The sequence below is a fragment of the Corallococcus silvisoli genome (assembly GCF_009909145.1).
GTDB classification, from domain to species: Bacteria; Myxococcota; Myxococcia; order Myxococcales; family Myxococcaceae; genus Corallococcus; species Corallococcus silvisoli.
In genome coordinates, this window is sequence record NZ_JAAAPJ010000012.1 from 292350 (window position 1) to 314974 (window position 22625).

The 22625-nt window shown below is 69.8% G+C and carries 19 protein-coding genes; 13 read left to right on the forward strand and 6 right to left on the reverse strand.

Annotation, left to right across the window (positions count from 1 at the left end):
• Positions 1 to 17: 17 nt before the first annotated feature.
• From GTY96_RS24630 to clpX, 3 genes are all read left to right on the forward strand, one after another.
• The gene (locus GTY96_RS24630; protein ID WP_201756340.1) at positions 18 to 920 is read left to right on the forward strand and encodes an AgmX/PglI C-terminal domain-containing protein; all 903 of its coding nucleotides are present in this window, start codon (positions 18 to 20) and stop codon (positions 918 to 920) included.
• 45 nt (positions 921 to 965) lie between these two features.
• The gene (locus GTY96_RS24635) at positions 966 to 1604 is read left to right on the forward strand and encodes a hypothetical protein (RefSeq protein ID WP_143908815.1); all 639 of its coding nucleotides are present in this window, start codon (positions 966 to 968) and stop codon (positions 1602 to 1604) included.
• 223 nt (positions 1605 to 1827) lie between these two features.
• Positions 1828 to 3105 (forward strand): ATP-dependent Clp protease ATP-binding subunit ClpX, encoded by a 1278-nt coding sequence (clpX, locus tag GTY96_RS24640; RefSeq protein WP_143908817.1) that lies wholly within the window; start codon positions 1828 to 1830, stop codon positions 3103 to 3105.
• 72 nt (positions 3106 to 3177) lie between these two features.
• Here clpX and GTY96_RS24645 read toward each other — a convergent pair whose 3' ends face one another.
• Positions 3178 to 4698, reverse strand: a complete 1521-nt coding sequence (locus GTY96_RS24645; RefSeq protein WP_143908819.1) for an Hsp70 family protein — start codon at positions 4696 to 4698, stop codon at positions 3178 to 3180.
• A gap of 326 nt (positions 4699 to 5024) precedes the next feature.
• Here GTY96_RS24645 and GTY96_RS24650 point away from each other — a divergent pair, with 326 nt between their 5' ends.
• From GTY96_RS24650 to GTY96_RS24675, 6 genes are all read left to right on the forward strand, one after another.
• The gene (locus GTY96_RS24650) at positions 5025 to 7280 is read left to right on the forward strand and encodes a PrkA family serine protein kinase (protein WP_143908821.1); all 2256 of its coding nucleotides are present in this window, start codon (positions 5025 to 5027) and stop codon (positions 7278 to 7280) included.
• Between the two features lie 144 nt (positions 7281 to 7424).
• On the forward strand, positions 7425 to 8315 hold the full coding sequence (locus GTY96_RS24655; RefSeq protein ID WP_161665977.1) for a S1 family peptidase: 891 nt from the start codon (positions 7425 to 7427) through the stop codon (positions 8313 to 8315).
• 84 nt (positions 8316 to 8399) lie between these two features.
• Positions 8400 to 8867 carry a deoxycytidylate deaminase gene (locus GTY96_RS24660; protein WP_143908825.1) on the forward strand — a complete coding sequence of 156 codons (468 nt, stop codon included), beginning with the start codon at positions 8400 to 8402 and terminating at the stop codon, positions 8865 to 8867.
• A gap of 256 nt (positions 8868 to 9123) precedes the next feature.
• Positions 9124 to 9786, forward strand: a complete 663-nt coding sequence (locus tag GTY96_RS24665; RefSeq protein ID WP_186002188.1) for a histidine kinase dimerization/phospho-acceptor domain-containing protein — start codon at positions 9124 to 9126, stop codon at positions 9784 to 9786.
• A 68-nt stretch (positions 9787 to 9854) separates the two neighbouring features.
• Entirely contained in the window at positions 9855 to 11294 is a 1440-nt protein-coding gene (nla6, locus tag GTY96_RS24670) for an enhancer binding protein Nla6 (RefSeq protein ID WP_143908829.1), read from the forward strand.
• A gap of 326 nt (positions 11295 to 11620) precedes the next feature.
• Positions 11621 to 13591 (forward strand): ArsA family ATPase, encoded by a 1971-nt coding sequence (locus GTY96_RS24675; protein ID WP_143908831.1) that lies wholly within the window; start codon positions 11621 to 11623, stop codon positions 13589 to 13591.
• 19 nt (positions 13592 to 13610) lie between these two features.
• On the opposite strand, the gene GTY96_RS24680 is transcribed toward GTY96_RS24675, so the two are convergent.
• Positions 13611 to 14081: a hypothetical protein gene (locus GTY96_RS24680; protein WP_161665978.1), complete on the reverse strand. Its 471-nt coding sequence runs from the start codon at positions 14079 to 14081 to the stop codon at positions 13611 to 13613.
• Positions 14082 to 14176: 95 nt separating this feature from the next.
• Complete coding sequence (locus GTY96_RS24685) at positions 14177 to 14869, reverse strand: hypothetical protein (protein ID WP_201756341.1); 693 nt, start codon at positions 14867 to 14869, stop codon at positions 14177 to 14179.
• Positions 14870 to 14964: 95 nt separating this feature from the next.
• On the opposite strand from GTY96_RS24685, the gene GTY96_RS24690 reads away from it, so the two are divergent.
• Genes GTY96_RS24690 through cmk form a run of 3 tightly spaced genes read left to right on the forward strand, consistent with a single transcriptional unit; the run spans position 14965 to position 17731 of the window.
• The gene (locus GTY96_RS24690; RefSeq protein ID WP_143909339.1) at positions 14965 to 15933 is read left to right on the forward strand and encodes an acetyl-CoA carboxylase carboxyltransferase subunit alpha; all 969 of its coding nucleotides are present in this window, start codon (positions 14965 to 14967) and stop codon (positions 15931 to 15933) included.
• Positions 15934 to 15947: 14 nt separating this feature from the next.
• A complete protein-coding gene (gene hisC / locus GTY96_RS24695) occupies positions 15948 to 17039 on the forward strand; it encodes a histidinol-phosphate transaminase (RefSeq protein WP_161665979.1) in 1092 nt (363 codons plus the stop codon).
• Positions 17036 to 17731 carry a (d)CMP kinase gene (gene cmk, locus GTY96_RS24700; protein WP_143909335.1) on the forward strand — a complete coding sequence of 232 codons (696 nt, stop codon included), beginning with the start codon at positions 17036 to 17038 and terminating at the stop codon, positions 17729 to 17731. Before hisC ends, cmk begins: the two co-directional genes overlap by 4 nt.
• Positions 17732 to 17743: 12 nt before the next feature.
• Here cmk and GTY96_RS24705 read toward each other — a convergent pair whose 3' ends face one another.
• Positions 17744 to 19879: a transglycosylase SLT domain-containing protein gene (locus tag GTY96_RS24705; RefSeq protein WP_161665980.1), complete on the reverse strand. Its 2136-nt coding sequence runs from the start codon at positions 19877 to 19879 to the stop codon at positions 17744 to 17746.
• Positions 19880 to 20174: 295 nt separating this feature from the next.
• On the opposite strand from GTY96_RS24705, the gene GTY96_RS24710 reads away from it, so the two are divergent.
• Positions 20175 to 20408 (forward strand): hypothetical protein, encoded by a 234-nt coding sequence (locus GTY96_RS24710; protein WP_143909331.1) that lies wholly within the window; start codon positions 20175 to 20177, stop codon positions 20406 to 20408.
• A 165-nt stretch (positions 20409 to 20573) separates the two neighbouring features.
• Here the strand turns inward: GTY96_RS24710 and GTY96_RS24715 are convergent, their stop codons facing one another.
• Positions 20574 to 22190 carry a CAP domain-containing protein gene (locus GTY96_RS24715; RefSeq protein ID WP_186002209.1) on the reverse strand — a complete coding sequence of 539 codons (1617 nt, stop codon included), beginning with the start codon at positions 22188 to 22190 and terminating at the stop codon, positions 20574 to 20576.
• A complete protein-coding gene (locus GTY96_RS24720) occupies positions 22187 to 22486 on the reverse strand; it encodes a DciA family protein (RefSeq protein WP_143909329.1) in 300 nt (99 codons plus the stop codon). The genes GTY96_RS24715 and GTY96_RS24720 overlap by 4 nt, the downstream gene beginning before the upstream one ends.
• Positions 22487 to 22625: the final 139 nt, after the last annotated feature.

The window sequence follows — 22625 nt, forward strand, 5'->3', positions numbered from 1 at the left end:
CACGATACTCCGCGCGAATGCTGGCCGGACAAGAACTCGCGGTGGACAGTGATGAGCAGTGGCTTTTCCGACAGGGCGACCTGGTGCTGGGGCCCATCACCGCGTCCCAGGTGGTGGAGAAGCTCTACACGGGGGAGCTGACGCCGGACAGCCCGGTGGCCCCCGCCGGTGAGAGGGAGTTCCGGAATCTCCGGGACACCGCCGCCTTCCAGGTGCACATCGCGCGGTACGAGGCCCAGGGTCGCGTCGCGCAGACGATGCGTGTGGAGCAGGCGCGCAACCAGCGCCGCGTGAAGGTGTTGGGCGGGGTCGCCGCGGGCGTGGCGATCGTGCTGGGCATCGCCGGCTGGTACCTGGCGCGCAACGCGGCGGTGTACGGCCTGTTCGGCGCGGGCGAGGAGGGCGACGGCATCACCATGGACCCGCCCACCATCCGGCTCGCCCAGGCCCGCGTGGACGACGAGGACCTCGTCGCCTATCCCACCAATGATCCGCGCCGCCCGGATCGCCCCGCGGGGCCGGCGGGTGTTCCTGGCAAGACACCGGGCACGGCGGTGGCCAGCGCCGCCAGCCGGCCGCCCCGCACGGGCAACGTCACCACGGACCCCGACGGCCTGGAGATGGCCCAGCAGTTCGACCAGGGCGCCATCAACCGCGTCGTCGCCGGCAACCAGTCCAAGCTCTTCCGCTGCTTCAAGGAGGAAGCCGAGCGCACGCCCGGCCTGGCCGCGAAGATTCCCATGGAGTTCGTCATCGGCAACGACGGCCGCGTGGCGAAGCTGTGGGTGGACAACCCCCAGTTCAAGCAGGGCCCACTCTTCGAGTGCCTCTTCGCGGAGCTGAAGAAGTGGCCCTTCAAGGCCTACGACGGCGAGCGCGCCACCGTGGGGCTGTCGTTCAACATCGGCAAGCGAGGGTAGGGCGACTTTCTTGCCCACCTTCCGGACGTGCCCGATAGAAAGGGCATGTCCGCCGCATCCGTCGCCGAAGTCGAGATCTCGAAGAAGGCCATGAGCGTCCCTCCGGGGACGTTCCGTCACACCGTCCTGCTCGCCGCCAAGCGCTTCAAGTCCACCTGGGCGGAGCTGGGCAAGCTGCTCGTCCAGGTCCGGGACGAAGCGAAGTACGAGGAGTGGGGCCACGCCTCCTTCGAGGCCTATTGCCTCAAGGAGCTCCACATCAAGAAGCAGACCGCGCTCAAGCTCACGCGCTCGTTCAGCTTCCTGGCCAAGCACGAGGCCCCCGAGGAGCTTCAGCAGCAGGAGTTCCCGGAGAAGGCCCCCGCCTTCGAGGTCGTGGAAGTCCTGGCCGACGCCGAGGAGCGCGGCCAGCTGTCCCCCACGGAGTACAAGTCGCTGCGCGACAGCATCTGGAGCCCGGAGAAGTCGCCCACGGAGCTGAAGAAGGAGTTCACCGAGCGCTTCCCCCGTCCCCCGCCGGAGCCGCCCCCGGAGAGCCTCCAGGTGCGGAAGCTGGCGCAGCTCGCGCGCAAGCTCGCCTCGGAGCTCGCGGGGAGCCGTCGGGTGCCGAACGCTGTCGCTGAGCGGGCGGCCGCCCTGGCGGACGATGTCGAAGAGCTCGCGTCGAGCGTGACGGACGCCTGAGTCGCTGTTATCCAAGACCGACCCGTTGACCGGGGCTGAACGCTCCTGGGAAAGGTCCCCCCCGCCGGGCTTCCTGCCCGGAGGGGAGGGCCCTATAGTGGGTTCAGGGCCTGTAGCAGGTGGGCTGGGAGCCGTCGAAAGACGTGGGCGGCTTCGCGGGTGTTGGAGTGCGGTGGTCGGCGGAGAAGGTCCCGAACCGGGGCCGGCGAACTCGGAGGCGGCAGTGAAGAAGGAGCACCACGTCAACCTGTCCTGCTCGTTCTGCGGCAAGTCGCAGCGCGAGGTCCGGAAGCTTATCGCCGGGCCCACGGTCTACATCTGCGACGAGTGCATCAAGCTGTGTAACGACATCATCGCGGACGAGAACGAACGCGAGGAGGGCAAGCCGCAGGTCAGCCTGCCCACGCCGCTGGAGATCAAGGCGTTCCTCGACGACTACGTCATCGGTCAGGACCAGGCGAAGAAGGTCCTCTCGGTCGCGGTCTACAACCACTACAAGCGCATCTACCAGAAGAAGCCGACCTCCCGGCCGCGCCCCGGCGTGAAGAGCCCCGGCGGCGAGGACGTGGAGCTGCAGAAGAGCAACATCCTGCTCATCGGCCCCACCGGCTCTGGCAAGACGCTGCTCGCGCAGTCCCTGGCGCGCTTCCTCAACGTCCCCTTCACCATCGCGGACGCCACCAGCCTCACCGAGGCCGGCTACGTGGGTGAGGACGTCGAGAACATCATCCAGAACCTCCTCCACAACGCCGACTACGACGTGGAGAAGGCGGCGCGCGGCATCGTCTACATCGACGAAATCGACAAGATCGCCCGCAAGGGTGACATGCCCAGCGCCACCCGCGACGTGGGCGGCGAGGGCGTGCAGCAGGCGCTCTTGAAGATCATCGAAGGCACTCGCGCCAACGTCACGCCGCGCGGCGGCAAGAAGTACAACCAGCAGGAGTACGTCCAGGTCGACACGACCAACATCCTCTTCATCTGCGGCGGTGCCTTCCACGGCATCGACGGCGTGATCAAGCGCCGCGTGGGGGAGAAGGGCCTGGGCTTCGGCGCGAAGATCACCCACAAGGAAGAGCGCAGCGTGGGTGAGCTGCTGGCGATGACGGAGCCGGAAGACCTGATGAAGTTCGGGATGATCCCGGAGTTCATCGGCCGTCTGCCGATGATCGCCACGCTCAACGACCTGAAGGAGGATGACCTCGTCACCATCCTCACGATCCCGAAGAACGCCCTGGTGAAGCAGTACCAGAAGATGTTCGAGATCGAGAAGGTGAAGCTCACCTTCACCAAGGAAGCGCTGCGCGCCATCGCCCGCGAGGCGATGCGCCGTCACTCCGGAGCGCGCGGCCTGCGCGCCATCATGGAGGACGCGATGCTGGAGATCATGTACGACGTGCCGTTCCGCGAGGGCGTCAAGGAGTGCAAGATCACCGAACAGGTGATCACCAAGCACGAGCCCCCGCAGATCGTCATGGAGAAGGAAAAGAAGACCGCCTGAGGTTTCCCCCGGCGGTCCGTTGTCCCCACCCGGCGCCCCTCGCCTCCAGCAGGCAGGGGCGCCGCGGTGTTTCTAGCTCTGGGTGACGCGCACCGTGGTCTTCATCTCGCGGCCGGTGCCGGGGTCCTTCGCGCGCATGGTGAGGATGCCCTCCACGCTCACGTCGAAGATGATCTCCACGTTCACCGTGCCGGCCTTCGCGGGGACGATGCCGGAGAAGGTGAACTCCCCTAGCAGGTCGTTGCGCGCCACCGCGTCGTGGTCGCCCTGGTAGATGCGCATGGCGAGCTCGGTCTGGTTGTCGATGCTCGTCGTGGCCAGCAGCTGCTTGGCGTTGGGGATGGACGCGTTGCGCGGGAAGACGACGTGGAAGCCGCCGTCGCCGCGCTCCAGGCCGATGGCCATGGGGATCACGTCCAGCAGCTGGATGCGCAGGTTGGTGTCGTCCTGGAGCGAGTGCGCGTAGAGCGCGGCGCCAATGGCCACGGCCTCGTCCGGGTGGACGCCCTTGCTGGGCGGCTTGCCGAAGAACTTGGTGAGCCGGTCCTGCACGACGGGCATGCGTGTCTGGCCGCCCACCAGCATCACCTCGTCGATGTCCTTGGTGGACAGCCCCGAGTCCACCAGCACGCGCGCCACCATCTGGAGGGTGCGGTCCACCAGCTGGTTGGTCAGCTGCTCCAGCATCTTGCGCGTGAACTTCATCTCGATGTTCAACGGCTGGCCCTGCGCCGTCATCGTGATGAAGGGGATGTTGAAGGGCACCTCCTCGCGCGCGGACAGGTCGATCTTGGTGCGCTCGGCCAGGTCCTTGATGCGCTGCATGGCCACCGGATCCGTGGCCAGGTCGATGCCCGTCTTGGCCGCGAAGTCCTTGAGGACGTGGTGGATGATGGCGTTGTCGAAGTCGATGCCGCCCAGGAACACGTCACCGCCGGTGGACTTCACCTCGAAGACGCGGTCGCGGATCTCGATGATGGAGACGTCGAAGGTGCCGCCGCCCAGGTCGTAGATGACGACCTTCTCCGCCAGCCCCTTGCCCACGCCGTAGGCGAGCGCCGCCGCGGTGGGCTCGTTGATGATCCGCACCACCTCCAGGTCGATGAGCTTGCCGGCATCCTTCACCGACTGGCGCTGCCGGTCGTTGAAGTACGCGGGCACCGTCACCACCGCGCGCTTGATGGGCATCTTCAGGTAGTTGGAGGCGACCTCGCGGATCTTCCCCAGGATCTTGGCGCTGATCTCCTGGAGGGTGAACTCCTTCTTGCCCACGTCCAGGGTGACGTCGTTCTTCGCGCCGGGGCGCATGTTGTACGCCACGACCTTCTTCATCGTGTCGACGACTTCGCTGCCGAAGGTGCGTCCGACGAGGCGCTTGGCGCCGTAGACGGTGTTGCGCGGGTTGAGCTGCCACTGGCGCTTCGCCTCGAAACCGATGAGCTCATTGCCCTTGTCATCGATGGCGAAGATGGAGGGGATGGTGTACTCGCCGCCCTTGTAGGGGATGAGCTTGACGTTCCCGCTGTCCTCGACGATCGCCGCGCACGAGTTCGTCGTGCCGAGGTCGATGCCGATGATGGGCTCCTTGTGCATCCGTGTGGGCTCCGGGTGAGGCGTTGCGGCTAGAAGGTGAGGCTTCCCGGCACCGTATCTCACCCGTCCCGGGTGCGCGAATCGCCAGCCATCCGTCATCCGACGGACGACACCTTGCCCCCTCCCGCCGCCGGACGCCCGTCTGGCAGGGTGGGACACGGCCAGCGCCAAGCGCGCGGCCCCCAACACACCGGCCCCGGGAGAGGGGGCGCTCGCTTTACATCCCGGGGGCCGGGAACGAAGGTCTTCCCCTGGGGTTCACATGCGACGGCGCAGGGCCGTGGCTACATCCGAGGGATTCACTCACCTACCAGAGGGGAGCCGCCGTGGAAGCGAAGGGCTATCTGCAGGAGGTGGGCGCGCAGGTCAGCGCCGACTTCGTCAAGAACCGGTCCATCCTGTCCTTCGAGGAGTACCTGTCGCTCTTCTTCGCGGACCCGAGAGGGCAGTCACGCAACGCGGCGCAGTATCTGCGGGACGTGATGGACCACTACGGCACGGAGCAGGTGCCACACCCCACGGGCACCATCCGGCGCTTCAAGGTCTTCGACGCGCCGTCCACGGACCACGACGGACGGGTCGCCGGGCAGGAGGAGGTGCAGAACGCCCTCTACCGCCTGCTGGGAAACTTCGTGCGCGCCGGCCGCATCAACAAGCTGATCATGCTGCACGGCCCCAACGGCAGCGCGAAGTCCAGCCTGGTGAACGCGCTGAAGCTGGGCATGGAGGACTACTCCCGCCAGCCGCAGGGCGCGCTGTACCGCATCGCCTGGGTGTTCCCGTCGGAGAAGCTGATCAAGGGCTCCATCGGCTTCGGCGAGCGCCCGGGTGCGCAGTCCGGCGACGGGGAGCTCACCTCGTACGCCCACCTGGACGCGGAGGCCCTGGACCTGCGCATGCCGTGCGAGCTGCGCGACCACCCGCTGTTCGCGGTCCCCCCTTCAGAGCGCAGGGGCCTGCTGGAGGGCGCGCTCAAGAAGAAGGGCCTGGGCACCGGCGACGGGGCGACGGGGGACTTCCTCCTGTCCGACTACGTGCGCGACGGCGAGCTGTGCGCCAAGTGCCGCCGCATCTACACCGCGCTGCTCAACGCCTACGGCGGGGACTACCTCAAGGTCCTGAGGCACGTGCAGGTGGAGCGCTTCTACGTGTCGCGCCGCTACCAGGTGGGGACGGTGACGGTGGAGCCCCAGATGAGCGTGGACGCCGCCGCGCAGCAGATCTCCGCGGACCGCACGCAGCTCAACCTGCCCGCGGCCCTGCACAGCACGGTGCTCTTCGAGCCGCACGGCCCGCTGGTGCACGCCAACCGGGGCCTCATCGAATACGCGGACCTGCTCAAGCGCCCGCTGGAGGCCTTCAAGTACCTGCTGGGCTTCAGTGAGACCAGCGAGGTTCCCCTGGAGCCGTTCGTGCTCCAGCTGGACGAGGTGCTCATCGCGTCCTCCAACGAGAAGCACCTGTCCGCTTTCAAGGAGCTGCCGGACTTCGCCTCGTTCAAGGGCCGCATCGAGCTGGTGCGCGTGCCGTACCTGCGCCGCTACAAGGTCGAGCAGGAGATCTACGACGCGCAGATCACCGGCACCAGCGTGGGCAAGCACGTCGCGCCCCACGCGACGGAGGTGGCCGCGATGTGGGCGGTGCTCACGCGCCTGAAGAAGCCCATCCCGGACCGCTACCCGGCCAACGTGAAGCCGCTGGTGGATCAGGTGGCCCCGGCGGAGAAGCTGCACCTGTACCAGGAGGGCGGGGCGCCCGGGCGGCTGTCGTCCACGAACACCAAGGAGCTGCTCAAGCTGCGCGAGGAGATGTACGAGGAGTCGGACGCGTACCCCAACTACGAGGGCCGCTCCGGCGCGAGCGCGAGGGAGATCAAGACCGCGCTCTTCAACGCCGCGCAGAACCCGGACTACAAGTGCCTGCACGCGCTGGCCGTGCTGGAGGAGCTGCATGCGCTCTGCAAGGACAAGAGCGTCTACGAGTTCCTCCTCCAGGAGGTGATGGACGGCTACCACGACCACGAGACGTTCGTGCGGGTGGTGGAGACCGAGTACCTGGACCGGGTGGACTCGGAGGTGCGCGACTCCATGGGGCTGGTGTCGGAGGGCCAGTACCGGGAGCTGGTGGAGCGCTACATCCAGAGCGTCAGCCACTGGGTGCGCGGGGAGAAGATGCGCAACCGCGTGACGGGCGAGTCGGAGAAGCCGGACGAGGCGCGCATGGCGGAGGTGGAGGCCATCGTGATGCCGCAGGGCGAGGCGCCCGCGGACTTCCGCCGGGGCCTCATCGCGTCCATCGGCGCGCACCGGCTGGACAACCCGGACGGCGCCATGGACTACCCGCGCATCTTCCCGGACATGTTCAAGCGCCTGCGCGACCACTACTTCGAGGAGCGCAAGCGCGTGCTGCGCAAGAACAAGGAGAACATCCTCAAGTACCTCTCCGAGGACCGCAACCAGCTCTCCGCGCGCGAGCAGTCCCAGGTGCAGGACACGCTGAAGACGATGGCGGAGCGCTACGGCTACTGCGAGTTCTGCGCGAAGGACGCCATCCTGTTCCTCATGCGTCAGCGCTACACCTGACGGCCGCGCCGGGCAGGCACTGGAAGCCGATGCCTGCCCGCCTGCTTTCAAAGCCGGGCCGGGGCTCGGGATGATGGGGCGTCGCACCAAGTCGCGCGTGTGTCGTCGTCTCGCGTCCCTCCTCTTCTTGCGCCTGGAGTGTTGATGAACCGGTTGTTGTCGGGCACGCCCCTGCTGTGGGCCCTCGTGTCGTGCGCCAGTGCCCCGTCGCCGTCCGTCGAAGCCCCCTCGGCCGCGGCGCCTCCGCGGGCCCCGCCGCGGGTGGAGCGGGCGCTCGCGAGGTCCGAGCCCACGCCGCGGCCGACGCGCAAGGCGATGGTGCGGCGCATCCTCCCGCTCAACGTGCGGCTGGTGACGACGGTTGGCGGCAAGGTGCGCAGCTCGGCGTCGGGCGTCGTCATCGGGACGGAGGCCGGGGCGTCGGGGCCCGTCAGCTACGTGCTCACCAACGCGCACGCGGTGGAGCAGGGCGACCTGGAGAACCCCGTGCTCAAGGCCGTGATGGATCTCCGCGCGGAGACGCACGAGTACGCCGCGGAGGTGGTGGCCACGGGGGAGGTCCCGGACCTGGATCTGGCGCTCTTGCGCGTGCCGGGCGTGACGTGGCCCGCGGCGGAGCTGGCCGGGGACGATGAGCTGGAGCCCGGCGAGGACGTGGTGGTGGCGGCGTCCCCCTACGGCCGCGCGCTGTCCATCTCCGGGGGCATGGTGTCCCAGGTGGAGTGGGACCCTCGGACGAAGCTCCCACGCATGCTGAAGACGGACGCGCCCATTGGTTATGGGGCCTCTGGCGGCGGCATCTTCAGCCTGGAGACGGGGCGGCTGCTCGCCATCGTGGAGGGCTACCGCACCGCGAAGGTGGATTTCGAGGTGGCCACCCAGAACTACAGCTTCGACGTCCCCATGCCCGGCGAGACGTTCGCCGCGCCCAGCGCCAAGGTGCGCGGCTTCCTCCAGGCCAAGGGCTTCGGCTGGCTGCTGGAGCGCGCGGCCGACGCGGAGGGTGCGGGAGCGCGGAAGACCGCGAGTCGCTGAGCCTCCGGGGGCTTTTCCGTTTAGTTGGTCCGGACTTGAAGCGGCGTTAGAGCTGCGGGCTCATCCTCCGGAGGTTTCACGCGCATGTCCGCTCGGGGCAATTGGGATCAGTACTTCATGGACATCGCCCTGCAGGTGGCCACCCGCGCCACCTGCGACAGGAAGCACGTGGGCGCCGTGCTGGTGCGCGACAAGACCATCCTGTCCACCGGCTACAACGGCGCCATCCGCGGCCTGCCCCACTGCGACGAGGTGGGCCACATGATGGAGAACGGCCACTGCGTGGCCACCGTCCACGCGGAGGCCAACGCCATCATCCAGGCGGCGAAGAACGGCGTCCGCATCGACGGGGCGACCATCTACACCACCGCCAGCCCCTGCTGGCCGTGCTTCAAGCTGATCGCCAACAGCGGCTGCACCCGCATCGTCTTTGGCGAGTTCTACCGGGATCCGCGCATCTTCGAGTACGCGGCCCGCCTGGGCCTCCAGCTCGTCGGCCTGGGGGCCGCCGCGCAGCCGCCAGCCGCTCCCGCCAGCGGTACCGGCACCTGAAGCCGAACGCGATGTCCAGGGGTGGACAGACCCTGGACGCGCGGATCGCCTGGTCCCGGGTCGACGTTGGTTGAGTGACACTTGCGAGGCCACGTAAGTGGTTGTCTCTACACGGGAATTCTAGAACTCCGGCAAGAATTACCGCCCCAGGGTTGACGATCCCAGGGGTGCTCCCTAAATCCTGACTTCGGCAGGGCGGCGGCGGGGGTGGGGCGACGGAAATTCCTAGGAGTTCCAGGTGGTTAGCTCATCAGCGATGGCCAGCAGTGTGCCTTCTGTCCAGGAAGTGTCGGACCCCGTGGTGGGCGCGGCCCGCTACGACGCCGTACCGCCGTTGATGGACAGCCTGCTGCACGACGTTCGCAACCCGCTCAACGCGCTGGCCATCCACCTGGAGGTCCTCTCCGAGAAGCTCAAGGGCGACTCCGGTCAGGTGCCCGCGACGCAGGAGAAGAACCTCAAGGCCATGCGCGAGCAGATCGCGCGCGTGGACAGCCTGCTGAAGCTCTTCTCGGACTTCATCGTGTTTCGCGGGGCGGGCCCTTCCGGGGACGCGCCGCTGTCGGACGCCACCGCCAAGGCCCTGGACGTGCTGGGCCACGAGAGCCGCCGGCGCCGGGTGCAGGTGCAGCGGGTCCTCGAACCGGACGTGCAGGCGCGTCTGGAGGACACCACCGAGCTGGGCTTCTTCGTGGTGCAGGTGCTGATGCGCGCCTTCAACCGCGCGGATCCGGGCGGCACCGTGGTCGTGGCGGTTCGCGCGGAGGGCCCCCACGCCGTCCTGGAGGTGGAGGACGGCTCCCCGGCGCCCGAGCAGGCCACCGACACGGTGGCCGCGCTGACGCTCCGCGCGGCCCAGCTGGGCATCCAGTTCACCGTCCGGGCGGGCTCCTGCCGCCTGGTCTTCCCGCGCGCCTGATTCCCCCGTCGGGCGCTGACGCTCTTCTCGCGGCTTCATCACGCTTCATCGCAGTGGAGGTTTTCACCTTGGGCAGCGCACGAATCCTGGCCGTGGATGACGAACGTGAGACCTGCGAGGCCCTGGCGGAGATGCTGTCCGCCTGGGGGCACAAGGTCGAGACCGCGTTCGACGGGCATGACGCCCTCCGCAAGGCCGGTGAGTTCCGGCCCGACGTCGTCCTGTCGGATCTCGCCATGCCGGAGACGGATGGTCTGTGGCTGCTGCGAAACCTGCGCGAGGAGCTGCCGGACTGCCCGGTGGTGTTCCTGACTGGCCGCGGCACCATCGACACCGCGGTGGAGGCCATCCGCGAGGGCGCCTACGACTTCATCGTGAAGCCGCTGGACACCGCGCGGCTCAAGGTCTGCATCGACCGCGCGCTGGAGAAGAAGGAGACCCTGCGCGAGGTGCAGACGCTCCGCCGCCGCCTCAAGCAGCTGGGCTCCACGGACCTCATCGCCGGCTCCACGGGGATGCGCAAGGTCATCGAGATGATCGAGAAGGTGGCCCCCTCCAAGGCCAGCGTCTCCATCAGCGGCGAGTCCGGCACGGGCAAGGAGGTCGTCGCCCGCACGGTGCACAACCTGTCCCTGCGCCGGGACAAGCCCTTCATCGCCATCAACTGCGCGTCCATCCCCGCGACCCTGATCGAGTCGGAGCTCTTCGGCCATGAGCGCGGCGCCTTCACCGGCGCGGATCAGCGCCGTCCGGGCGTCTTCGAGATGGCCCACGGCGGCACGCTCTTCCTGGACGAGCTGGGAGAGATCCCCATCGACCTGCAGGCCAAGCTCTTGCGCGTGCTGGAGGAGGGCCGCCTGCGCCGCCTGGGCGGCAAGGTGGAGATCGAAGTGGACGTGCGCGTGCTGTCCGCCACGAACCGCGACCTGAAGCAGGAGATCAAGAACCAGCGCTTCCGCGAGGACCTCTACTTCCGCCTCAACGTGTTCCAGCTCCACCTGCCGCCGCTGCGCGAGCGCCGGGACGACGTGCCCATCCTGGTTCAGCACTTCGTGGACAAGTTCCGCGGGGACTCCGCCAAGCGCGTCTCCGGCGTGCACCCGGAGGCCATGGAGGTGCTCAAGAACCACGACTGGCCGGGCAACATCCGCGAGCTGCGCAACGCCGTGGAGCGCGCCGTCATCCTCTGCGACGGGGAGCTGATCACCCGCGAACACCTGCCGCCCGACATGGCCGGCAAGAGCCCGGAGCGCCACACGTTCAAGCTGCCGTTCGGCCTGAGCCTGGACGCCGTGGAGCGCGAGTACATCCTGGGCAGCCTCCAGCGCAACGGGAACAACAAGGCCCGCACGGCGGAGGTGCTGGGGGTGAGCGAGAAGACGCTCTACAACAAGCTCAACCGCTACGCGGCGGAGAGCCGGGCCCAGGGCTCCCCGGGCGGCGGCAGCCCCCTGGGCGGGCAGGGCAACGATGGTCCCCTGGGCGCCAGCAGCTTCCTCACCCGCTGATCGGACCCAGGGTGGGCCAACGTCTACCGTCCGCTGACCTGTCAGGTAGGTGGACGGCCCGGGATTCCGGACCCCTGGCGGGGCTCCCGCAAGGGCCCGGGCGAGGCCTTCGGGGGCGGTTTAAATGGGTGGGGGAGGTCTCGAAAACCCCTGTCAATTCTTGACTTTTCACCCCTGGACGGGGGATCCTCCGGAACTCTCCCACCCGTTGGTGAGGGCCCGGCCGGTACGTTTCATATCGGGCCACTTCCGCCCCCACGGGCGCGGTCGTCCGACGTGAGTGATCTGGGGTGCCGCCGGGGGGGCACAAGGAAGGCCACAACGCAATGAGCGACGCGCGAGTTCTTCACTTCTTCGGCGGCAAGGGCGGGGTCGGCAAGACCACGCTCGCGGCAGCGTACGCGGTGAGGCTCTCCGAAGAAGCGCCCAAGCACCGGGTGCTGGTCGTCTCGTTGGATCAGGTCCAGTCCCTGTCGGACCTCGTGAAGAAGAAGCTTCCGGCGAAGCCGACGAAGCTCCAGGCGGGCAAGGGCGAAGGCGGCCTGTGGGGCGCGGAGCTGAACCCGTCCGCGCTGCTCAAGCCGTTCCTGGCGGAGTACCTCCCGGCGCTGGCCAAGGCGGCGGTGAAGGGCACGCACCTGTCGGACGAGGAGCTGGGCAAGCTCTACCAGCAGGCGGTCCCGGGGCTGGAGGAGCTGGTGGCGCTCTTCCACGTGGTGGACCTGCTGGAGTCGGACGAGTTCGACCGCATCGTGGTGGACACGGCGCCCACCAGCCACACGCTGCGCCTGTTCGACCTGCCCACCCAGCTGCGCAAGTTCCTGGGCTTCGTGAAGGCCGGCCAGGACCGCGTGCCGGCCTCCGGGGGCAAGGGCAAGAAGGCGGAGGCCGCGCAGGCCTCCCAGGGCGGCTTCCTGGAGCAGGTGGGCCAGAAGGCGGAGAAGCTGCTGGCGCTGCTGAAGGATCCGGCGCGCACGGCGTTCCACCTGGTGGCGCTGGCGGAGCCGGTCCCCGAGTCGCAGACGCGCATGTACTTCACCCAGCTGCGCGAGCGCGGGCTGCCGGTGACGGAGGTGGTGGTCAACCAGGTGGAGGATCACCAGGGCTGTCCTGCGTGCCAGGGCCGCCGCGGCCTCCAGGCGCCGCACGTGCGCAAGTACCAGGCGCTGGACAAGACCGTGCCCGTGAACCTGCTGGGCCGCCGCGAGGTGGCGCCCCGGGGGCTGGACGGGCTGAAGGAGTTCGCCAAGGAGTGGGCGGCGGGCAAGGAGACCAAGGCGCTGGAGTTCAGCGCGGCCGAGGGACCTCCGGCGCTGGTGCGCGCCCCGTCCATGCCGCCCATCGCGGCGCCGCCGCTGCCGCCCACGCGGCTCATCTTCTTCGTGGGGCAGGGCGGGGTGGGCAAGTCCTCCTGCGCCGCCGCCGCGGCGGTCACGCTGACGGAGAAGGAGGGGCCGGTGCTCCTCATCTCCACGGATCCGGCGCACTCGCTGTCGGACGTGCTGCAGAGCCGGCTCACCGACACCGAGACCCAGGTGAAGGGCACCAAGGGCCTGTACGCGCGCGAGCTGGACATGGCGGGGTGGTTCAATGCCCTGCGCAAGCGGCTCAAGGAGAAGGCGGAGAAGGCCTTCGAGGGCGCGCCGAAGGCGGGTAACGACGTCCCGACGGATCTGCTCTACCTGCGCAACCTGCTGGAGTGCGCGCCCCCGGGCATCGACGAGCTGGCGGCGATGTCCGTGCTGACGGACGCGCTGGTGCAGGAGCGGTTCAAGCGCATCGTGGTGGACTCGTCGCCGCAGGTGACGTCCGTGCGCGTGGTGGAGCTGGCGGACACCGCGAAGACGTGGCTGGGCGCGCTGCACGCCATCCTCAACAAGCACCGCGCCAAGGGCCTGGGCGAGCTGGCGGATGACCTGGCGGCGATGATCAAGCACGTGAAGCGCTTCGAGGACGCGCTGGCGTCGCCCAGCGAGTCCCGCTTCGTGGTCGTCACGCGCGGCGAGGAGCTGGCGGCGTCCCGCACGGAGCGGCTGGTGGAGTACCTGAAGGAGCGCAAGCTCCAGGTGGAGCGGGTGCTCGTCAACCGCGTGGGCCCCAAGTCCACCTGTGAGAAGTGCGAGAACCGCCGCAAGCTGGAGCTGAACGCGGCCAAGGCCATCGAGAAGAAGATCGGCCTGCCCGTGACGATGGCGCCCGCGCTGGGCCGTCACCCCGCGGGGCTGCGCGAGCTCAAGGCGTTCCGCACCGCGTGGTACGCGCTGTCCGCGCCGCCGGCGAAGATCAAGGCGGCCTGAGGTGACGGGCCGGGCGCCCCTAGTGGGGGCCCGGCAGCAGCAGGGACAGCGGCAGCCGGTGGGGATACGCCCGGCGCGCCTGTCCCAGCAGATCCTCGGCGCTCGTCTTGAGCGAGCTGACCGTGGGGGCCACGGGGAGTGACTCCAGGTGCTGCTGGAGGACCCAACCCGGTCCAACGAGCAGCAGCGCCACCGCCGGCACGATGCACAGGGCCACCACCGCGCTGGCGCCGCCCACCGTCCCCAGGAAGCGCAGCGGAGGGGACGCCTGGATGCGCGGGCGTTGCAGGTCCGCCAGGATGCGCGCGAAGAGAGCTCCGCCGATGATCCCCAGCAGGGTGGCGAGCCCCCAGCTCAACCCTCCCAAGGGGGTGCCCAGCACTGGCTGAAGCAGCTCCGGGGCCGTGGCGCCCAGCACGAAGGCGAGCACGAAGGGCCCTGAAGCGAGGATGGCGACCAGCCCCCAGTGTCTTGCATTGAGTCGGTCCACCGTTTTCCCCCTCCGCACCAGAAGCTGGTCACCGGCAGGCAGGCGCGCCAGGGTGGCGCGCCCCGGAACGGTGTAGGCGTGCACGGGCCATCACTTCAGGCGTCGCACTCCGAGGGGCTGTCGGTGAAGGCGCCCAGGGGCTCCGGGAAGGACAGGGTGCCCGTTTCCCCGAGGGCGCCGGTGATCGCGCCCGCGCCTGGGAGCGTCACCTCCACGGCGCGGCCCCGGACGGTGTACGTGCCCGGTGTCCGCGACTCTTGGGGCGTCCCGGCGTCGTCCACTTCTCTTCTCCAGAGCTCCACGCGGCCCCCGTTCAGGAACTTCAAGGCGCGTGTGGTGCCATGGACGCCGACGCCGGGGCCGTACCAGGACACCGCGCGCAGGAGGGCCGGCACGTCGGCCTCCTTCCGTGGGGTGCGGCCCAGCAGGCGCTGCCACCCGAGTGTGTCCCGGATGACGTCCAGGTCCCTGTCGTCCTTCGCCCGCTGGAGGCGGCGCGCGTCCAGGCGCACGGCGGTGGACAGCAGCTCCACGATGGTGTCGCGGTAGGCGCTGTACTCGCAGACCTTGCCCTGCTTGCGCAGGAGGCCCAGGGTGGCCGCGGCGTTGTAGTGGGCCAGGGCGTAGTCCGGGGCGGCCTGGGCGGCGGCCTGGAACTTTTCCAGCGCTTCTGGGTAGCGGCCGGCCTGATAGAGCCGGAAGCCCTGCGTGTTGAGGGCACGGCCCGAGGGGGGCGCGGGCGGCGCGGCGGACAGCGTCAGGGCCAGCAGGGACAGGGCGAGGACCATGGCGCTCCAGACGGGCGACCCCCTGGGACATTCCAGGGGGGGTGCGTAACCGCTTGCGCGTTGATTGGCCTGAACCCTGGTGCTAGTTCCGCGCCATGGCAACCGGCATTGGCTACGCGCTCGACTTCGAGCGCCCGCTCATCGAGCTGGAAAAGAAGATCGAAGAGCTGAAGGTCCTCTCCACCAGCGGCTCCGTGGACTTCTCCTCGGAGATCTCCAAGCTGGAGAAGAAGGCGAAGAAGCTCCAGACGGAGATCTTCAGCGACCTGTCTCGCTGGCAGGTGGTGCAGCTGTCGCGGCACAACGCGCGTCCGTACTTCCTGGACTACGTCCAGCACCTCTTCACGGACTTCTTCGAGATGTGCGGCGACCGCCACTTCGGAGAGGACCCGTCCATCGTCGGCGGCTTCGCGCGCTTCGACGGCAAGACGGTGATGCTCATCGGGCACCAGAAGGGGCGCAACACGAAGGAGAACATGGCGCGCAACTTCGGCATGCCGCGCCCGGAGGGCTACCGCAAGGCGCGCCGGCTGATGGAGCTGGCGGAGCGGATGGAGAAGCCCATCCTCACCTTCGTGGACACGCCGGGCGCGTACCCGGGCATCGGCGCGGAGGAGCGCGGGCAGGCGGAGGCCATCGCCATGAACCTGGAGGTGATGAGCCGGCTGCGCGTGCCCATCATCTCCACCGTGGTGGGCGAGGGCGGCTCCGGCGGCGCGCTGGCCATCGGCGTGGGCAACCGCGTGCTGATGTTCCAGAACAGCGTCTACTCCGTCATCTCCCCGGAGGGCTGCGCCTCCATCCTCTTCCGCGACGCCACCAAGGCGGACAAGGCCGCGGACGCGATGCGCCCCACCGCGCCGGACCTGCTGGCGATGAAGATCATCGACGAGGTGATTCCCGAGCCTCCGGGTGGCGCCCACCGCGACCCGGCCAAGGCGGCCGAGGCGCTGGGCAAGACGCTGCGCAAGCACCTGGGCCAGCTGGCGGAGCTGTCGCCGGACGCGCTGGTGCGCGACCGCTACGACAAGTTCCGCGCGCTCGGCATGTTCTCCGGCAAGTAAGAGGCCCCCCTTCCATGCGACCGCTCGTTCCTCCCTATGTGGAGACGCTCAAGGCCTACGTTCCGGGCAAGCCCATCGAAGAGACCGAGCGGGAGTACGGCCTCACCGGCGTCATCAAGCTCGCCTCCAACGAGAACCCGCTGGGCCCGTCGCCCCGCGCGGTGGAGGCCATGCGCAACGCCGCCACCCAGGTGCACCTGTATCCGGACGCCACGAGCTTCCATCTGGTGCGTCGGCTCGCCGCGCACCTGGGCGTGAAGCCGGAGGAGGTCGTCCTGGGCAGCGGCTCCAATGAGCTCATCGAGCTCTTGATGCGCACGTTCACCACGCCGGAGGAGGACATCCTCCTGTGCCAGGGGTCCTTCCCCGCGTACCGCATCTCCGCCCAGGCGCACGGCAGGCGCTTCGTCGAGATCCCCATGCGCGAGGGCTTCCGCTACGACCTGGAGGCCATGGCGCGCGCCGTCACGCCGCGCACGCGGATGGTGTTCCTGGCCAACCCGGACAACCCCACGGGCACCACGTTCGGCCGCAAGGACCTGGAGACGTTCCTGGCGGCGGTGCCGAAGGACGTGCTCGTCATCCACGATGAAGCCTACGCGGAGTTCGTGGACTGGCCCGACTACGCGAGCGCCGTGGAGCTGTTCCACGCGCACCCGAACCTGGTGGGCCTGCGCACCTTCAGCAAGATCCACGGGCTGGCCGGCATCCGGCTGGGCTGCGCGGTGATGGACACGAAGCTCGCGGGATACGTGCACCGCACGCGCATGCCCTTCAACCTCACCGTGGTGGCGCAGGCCGCGGGCATGGCCGCGCTGGATGACACGGAGCATGTGCGCCGCACGCGCGAGAACAACCACGCGGGCCTGCGCTACTTCGAGCAGGAGCTGCCGAAGCTGGGCGTCACCCTGACGGAGAGCCACGCGAACTTCGTCTTCGTCGACTGCCGCCGGCCGGCGGGCGCGGTGTACGAGCAGCTCCTGCGCCGGGGCGTCATCGTCCGGCCCGTGGCGGGCAATGGCTTTCCCACCTGCCTGCGCATCTCCGTGGGCACGCCCGCGGAGAACGCGCGCTGCGTGAGCGCGCTGACGGAGGTCCTGTCGTGAGCCCGCGGCCGTTCATCATCGCCATCGACGGGCCGGCCGGGGCGGGCAAGTCCTCCGTGTCCAAGGTGCTGGCGCGCCGGCTGGGCTTCGCGCTGGTGGACACGGGCGCCATCTACCGCTGCGTGGCGCTGATGGCCACGCGCGAGGGCATCGCGTTCGACGACGACGCGAAGCTGGGCGAGCTGCTGGAGCGCGTGCGCATCCACTTCCAGGTGGTGGGCGAGGAGAACCACGTCTTCCTGGGGGGCGAGGATGTGTCCGGGGAGATCCGCACCCCGACGATTTCGATGGGCGCTTCTCAGGTGTCTGGCCGGCCGGTGGTGCGCGCGGGGCTGCTCGCGCTCCAGCGGCGGCTGGCGCTGGAGGCCCAGGCGGGGGCCATCCTGGAGGGCCGGGACATCGGCACGGTGGTGTTCCCGGACGCGGACGTGAAGTTCTTCCTCGCGGCGGATCCCGAGGTGCGCGCGCGCCGCCGCTTCGAGGAGCTGTTCCAGAAGGGCGTGGACAGCAGCCTGGAGGCCGTCCTCACGGACCAGACGCGGCGCGATGCCGCCGACTCCGGCCGCGAGGTGGCGCCCCTGAAGGCCGCCGACGACGCGGTGCGCGTGGACTCCAGCAGCCTGCCCCTGTCCGAGGTCGTGACGACGCTCGAGCAGGAGATTGAGCGCCGCCGGGCTTCGCGCGGCGCCTGAGGCCCGGACGCGTCAGAAGCTGACGCCCTCCGTGGAGGGGGAGGGCACCGTCATCGCCAGCCGGGACTGGGTGCCTTCCTTCTCGTAGAAGCGGTGGTACAGGTACAGGTCCGCGACCACCTGCTTCACGTAACCGCGCGTCTCCCGGTACGGGATGGACTCCACGAAGAGGTCCAACGGCATGCTGCCGCGCTCCTGCGTCCAGCGCACCGCCGCCTTGGGGCCCGCGTTGTAGGCCGCCGCCGCGAGCGCCGGGTGCGCGAAGCGCTTCATCAGCTGCGCCAGGTACCACGCGCCGTAGCGGATGTTCCGCTCCGGGGCGAAGAGATCCGCCGGCGCGGGCGCGGGCTCCGCCATCTTCTGGGCGATCTCCGTCGCGGTGGGCGGGATGATCTGCATCAGGCCTCGCGCGTCCGCGGCGCTCATCACCTCCGGGCGGAACGCGCTCTCGCGCCGCATGATGGCCCACACCAGGAAGGGATCCAGCGCCTGCCGGGTGGCCTCCGCCTCCACCGCCTGGGCGAACGCGCGGGGATAGAACGCGGCCAGCGCGTCCGGCGCCTTCGCGCCAAAGGCCCGGCCCCACAGGTAGCGCGCCGCCACGACGTGCGCGTGGCCGTACTCGCCCAGCTGCAACAGCGCGTGCGCGAACGGCAGCGCCTGGTCCGCCGTGCGCAGGCCCGACACTCGCGACTGCACCTCGTCCGCCGCGTCGCGGAAGAGCCCCGCGCGCGTCAACGCCACCGCCAGCTCCAGCTCCGGCGGGCGGGGCAGGGTGAGCTGCTTCGGCGGCTGCGGGAAGGCCGCGGGTGGCGTGCGGCCCAGCTCGCGCAGCCGCTCCGCGGCGAGCAGCGCGTAGAACGACGCGGGCGCCGCGCTGATGACCGCCTCGTACGCGGGCCCCAGGGTGGCGGCCTTCGCGCCCGCGAGCTCGTCCGTGCGCGCCATCCAGTAGCGAGCCTGGGGTGCGAGGCTCGTCTTCGGGAAGTCCGTCACGAGCGCGTCCAGCGCCTGGCGTGCCTGCGGGTACTGCTCCAGCCGGATGTGCGCCAGCGCGCGGAACCACATCGCCTCGTCGCGGCGGCGCGAACCCTTGTAGCGCTTCTCGTAGTCCGCGAAGGACCGGGTCGCGTCCTCGAAGCGGCTCCCCTGGAGGTCCAGCCACGCGGCGAAGAACGCGCCCTCCTCGCCAGCGGCCTGGGACGGATAGGCCTTGTCCAGCGCCGCCATCAACTTGCGCGCCTTGTCGTTGTCATCGGAGCGCAGCGCCCGGCGTGCCACCACCAGCGCGGCCTCCGCGGCGATGGCCGGAGGCCCCTTTCGCGCCACCGCGAGCGCCTTCTCCGCCTCTTCACGCTTGCCGCGCGCGAAGAACACCTGGGCCCGGAGCAGCGCCACCTGCGCCTGCGCGGGAGCCCCCTTCACCAGCGCGCGCTTCTCCGCCGTCGCCAGCTCCTCCTCGGCCCGGACCGGAGCGCCGTCGGAGAGAAATCCCCTGGCGCGCTGGAGGTGTTCGGCAAGGGTGAGCTTCACCGCGGGCTTCAGCGCCGCCAGCTTCTCCAGCGCTTCGTCGGCGTAGGGGTGGGTGGGGAAGCGCAGCGCCACGGCCTTCAGGTCCGCCTTCGCGCCGGCTGTGTTGTGGGTGGCCTCTCGGGTCGCCGCGCGCTGGAAGAGCAGCTCCGCGGTGGGCTGCGCCGCCGCCGCCGACTCCAGCACGGGGGCCGCGTCCTTCGGACGGTGGGCGTCCAGCAGGGACTCACCCAGGCGGGCCCGCGCGCGCACCGCGAGCGCGGGGGAGGCCTTCTCCAGAGAGCGTTCGAAGTCCTTCGCCGCGCCATCGGGGTCGCCCGCGTAGAAGCGCGCCTGCCCCAGGTAGAAGGCCTGGAAGGCCTCCAGGGGCGGCGGGGCCGCGTGGCGGGTGAGCAGGTCCCGGGCGAGGGGGGCATCTCCATCGGAGAGGACGAGCGTGCCGGCGAGCAGCCCCAGGCGGCCGGCGTCGGGACACTTCGCCGCCTCGCAGGCGCTGAGCTCCGCCTGGACGAGGGCCGCCGCGTCGGTCCGGTGCAGGCGGACGGCTTCGAGCGTCGTGGGGGATTGTCCCAGCGCCACCCCCGTCACCCAACCCGCCACCCAGCCGGTCCAACTCATGGATTTCTTCCTTTCACTTCGCGGCCTTGCGGCTTCGGAACGAGAGCTAAACTACTGACATTCCCCACCAGGTGGGCGGGGGTCGGTTTGACAGTCGGCCCGACAAGTCCTAGATCCCGCGCCCACGGGCTGGTCCCGCGGGGTTGTCGCCCCGTTGCGCTATCCGGAGGGAATCCTTACGTTGCGCCGCTGTTGAGCGCTACTCCGGACCGCCGTCGTGTGAGGCGGACCTGTCGTCGGTTGCACTGCTCGTCTACAGACCTCGGGGGGGGAAACAGCTCATAGGGGAGGCTCCATGAAGCCGTGTCCGTCCGATCTGCCGCAGACCATCAATCCCGAAGCCGGCCCGAAGCGGGCAGGCGTCGAGACGCATCGAAATCTGAACTGCAATCACTACGACAACTGTCTGGATGAAGCCGTGCGTCGTGGTTGGCAGTCGTTCACGTGTATGAAGTGCCCGCTGTACGCCAACCTCGCGCCTCCGCAGATGGGGCTGGAGGCGTACGCCACGCAGCGCCGTCCTGTCTAACCCGCCTGTCTGACACGACCCTGGGGACCGGGCCGTGCGATGAGGTGACCGGCCACGCCCCCACCCGGGACGTGGCCGGAGTCCGCGTGGCGGCGCCACCGCCAATCCCCGGCGAGGCCTGGAGGTCGCGGGGATGCCGTCGTCCGCCTGACTGGGCTCCGTGAATCACGGGACCGCGGCGTAGATGACGGCCACCCAGTATTGACCCTGGCCGAAGCGCTTGGAGTCGCCGCGCACCAGCCCCACGCCCACGCGGGTGTTGGTGGCGGCCGCGAGGCTGCGTGACTCCGGCAGGGCGCTCGGGTCTCCCACCACGAAGAAGTCCACGGACGCCGTGCCCGCGTCCGGCAGCGCCGAGAACACCCGCTCGTGCAGGGGGGAGGGCTCGCCGTCGCCCGCGGAGGGTTCGTCGTGCGACAGCGCGCGCCGGGCGTGTTCGCGCGCCAGCCGCTCCAGCGCCTCGCTGCGCACCAGGGGGGGCAGCTTGAGCGTCGCGCGGTGCCGGGACAGGGCCTCGTAGGCATCCGACACGGGGTCCGCCGACAGCGCCGCGCCGGGCGAGGCCGCGGTGAAGACCTCCGTGACGAAGGCCTGGTCGCGCCCATCCACCTTCTGGAAGGCCACCCCCACGCCCATGAAGCGGAACGCGGGGTCCATCAGGTTCTTGCGGTGGCCCGGGCTGTGCTCGATGCCGAAGTGCGCCGCGAGCGGGCCCGATGCCTGGCCCAGGTTCTCACCGGCGCGCACGTAATGCGCGCCCTCCGGCAGCCGGCGCGTGAGCGTGGAGCCGTCTGGCGCGATGTGGGCGAAGAAGCCCTCGGTGGCCATGCGCGTGCTGTAGCGCTGAGAGACGTCCTCCAGCGACGGGTCCGGCGTCAGCTCCGGGAGCCGGTGCGCGCGGCGCAGGGAGTTGATGCGCTCGTAGATGGCCTCGCGGGCCTCGGCCAGGGTGGTGGGTTCGCGCGTGGCTTCCTGCTCGCCCCGGGATGCGCGCGGGCCCACCTGCACCAGGAACAGCGACGCCACCTCCGGCCCCGCGTCCGCCTGCCCCACCACCTCCACCGTGTAGGAGCCCGGCGAGGGAAAGGACAACGGGGCGCAGAAGCCGTTGGTGCCGGAGGGCGCGCGAGTCAACGGGACGCCGTCCACCTCCCCATCCGGTCGCGTGATGAAGACCTGGGGGCTTCGCAGCGGAGACACGAGCCGCCCGCAGAGCCGCCTGCGCGCCTCCCCCTCCTGCGGCAGGGCGCGGGGGAAGGGGAGGAGCTCCGCCTTGCGGTCCGACAGCAACAGCACCAGGGCGGAGCGCTCGCCCTGGAAGGCCACGCCGACGCCGAAGTGGCTCGTGCGCTCGTCGTTGAAGTCCTTGCGGGCGAGGAACGTCTCGATGGCGTGCGTGCGCACCCACGCGCGGATGACCAGCACCTTCGGCGAGGGATCCGCCGCGCCCGCGTCGCTGACCGCCTCCGTGAGCGTGTGCAGGTCGGGGGCTCCGGTGGTGAACTCGCTCAGGGCCTCGCGCGCGAGCCGCCGTGCCGCGAGCTCCAGCGCCTTGTCGTTGCTCGGGGCTCGCCGGCCCACGCGCTCGAACTCGCGAGCGATGTGCCCCCGGGCCCGAGCCTCCTGCGACTGGGGCGTCTCCACCGGGAGCGAAGGAAGCGCGTCCTGCGCCCCGGCCTCGGGGACGGCGAGGGCCGCCACCGTCGGCGAGGCGGCGGCCGCGGGGCCCGGCAGGGTGCTCCCCATCGCGAGCCACAGGCTCAGGAGCGCGGCGCGCGTCATCGCGTCTCCAACTGGAAGGCGAGCGCCGCCACGGTGCCCGACCCCAGCTTCTCGTTGAGCCGCTCGCACAGGGAGTCCGCCTGGCGGGTGAGGACGTGGGCCCACTCGGCGTTCTCCACGCTGATGATCAGCGTGGTGCCGTCCAGGTGGTGCGGGCGGCTGTGGCGCGCGATGTTCTCTCCCACCGCGGCGACCCAGAGGGGCGTCAGCGAGGACGCGCGGCCCGACTCCCCGGCCAGTCGCGCCAGCACCCGGGGAAGCAGGCTCTGCATGGTCTTCGGCTCGCTGCGCGCCATCGTCGGGCGATTCTGGAACCCCTGGCGCCGGATGCCAACCGACACTTTGCCTGCCCGCCCGTCCCATTTCCCTTTCGCCCCGGACCCCGGTGTTTTCGACCGGGCGCCTCCGGTGCGGTGTGGGTCGCGTCACGGCCGA

What these genes read in the sequence shown, in the direction of transcription:
- GTY96_RS24630 (WP_201756340.1), top strand. Translation starts at nt 18, where the DNA reads ATGCTGGCCGGACAAGAACTCGCGGTGGACAGTGATGAGCAGTGGCTT.
- GTY96_RS24635 (WP_143908815.1), top strand. Translation starts at nt 966, where the DNA reads ATGTCCGCCGCATCCGTCGCCGAAGTCGAGATCTCGAAGAAGGCCATG.
- GTY96_RS24645 (WP_143908819.1), bottom strand. Translation starts at nt 4,698, where the DNA reads ATGCACAAGGAGCCCATCATCGGCATCGACCTCGGCACGACGAACTCG.
- GTY96_RS24655 (WP_161665977.1), top strand. Translation starts at nt 7,425, where the DNA reads ATGAACCGGTTGTTGTCGGGCACGCCCCTGCTGTGGGCCCTCGTGTCG.
- GTY96_RS24660 (WP_143908825.1), top strand. Translation starts at nt 8,400, where the DNA reads ATGTCCGCTCGGGGCAATTGGGATCAGTACTTCATGGACATCGCCCTG.
- GTY96_RS24665 (WP_186002188.1), top strand. Translation starts at nt 9,124, where the DNA reads ATGGCCAGCAGTGTGCCTTCTGTCCAGGAAGTGTCGGACCCCGTGGTG.
- GTY96_RS24675 (WP_143908831.1), top strand. Translation starts at nt 11,621, where the DNA reads ATGAGCGACGCGCGAGTTCTTCACTTCTTCGGCGGCAAGGGCGGGGTC.
- GTY96_RS24685 (WP_201756341.1), bottom strand. Translation starts at nt 14,869, where the DNA reads ATGGTCCTCGCCCTGTCCCTGCTGGCCCTGACGCTGTCCGCCGCGCCG.
- GTY96_RS24690 (WP_143909339.1), top strand. Translation starts at nt 14,965, where the DNA reads ATGGCAACCGGCATTGGCTACGCGCTCGACTTCGAGCGCCCGCTCATC.
- hisC (WP_161665979.1), top strand. Translation starts at nt 15,948, where the DNA reads ATGCGACCGCTCGTTCCTCCCTATGTGGAGACGCTCAAGGCCTACGTT.
- GTY96_RS24705 (WP_161665980.1), bottom strand. Translation starts at nt 19,879, where the DNA reads ATGAGTTGGACCGGCTGGGTGGCGGGTTGGGTGACGGGGGTGGCGCTG.
- GTY96_RS24710 (WP_143909331.1), top strand. Translation starts at nt 20,175, where the DNA reads ATGAAGCCGTGTCCGTCCGATCTGCCGCAGACCATCAATCCCGAAGCC.
- GTY96_RS24715 (WP_186002209.1), bottom strand. Translation starts at nt 22,190, where the DNA reads ATGACGCGCGCCGCGCTCCTGAGCCTGTGGCTCGCGATGGGGAGCACC.
- GTY96_RS24720 (WP_143909329.1), bottom strand. Translation starts at nt 22,486, where the DNA reads ATGGCGCGCAGCGAGCCGAAGACCATGCAGAGCCTGCTTCCCCGGGTG.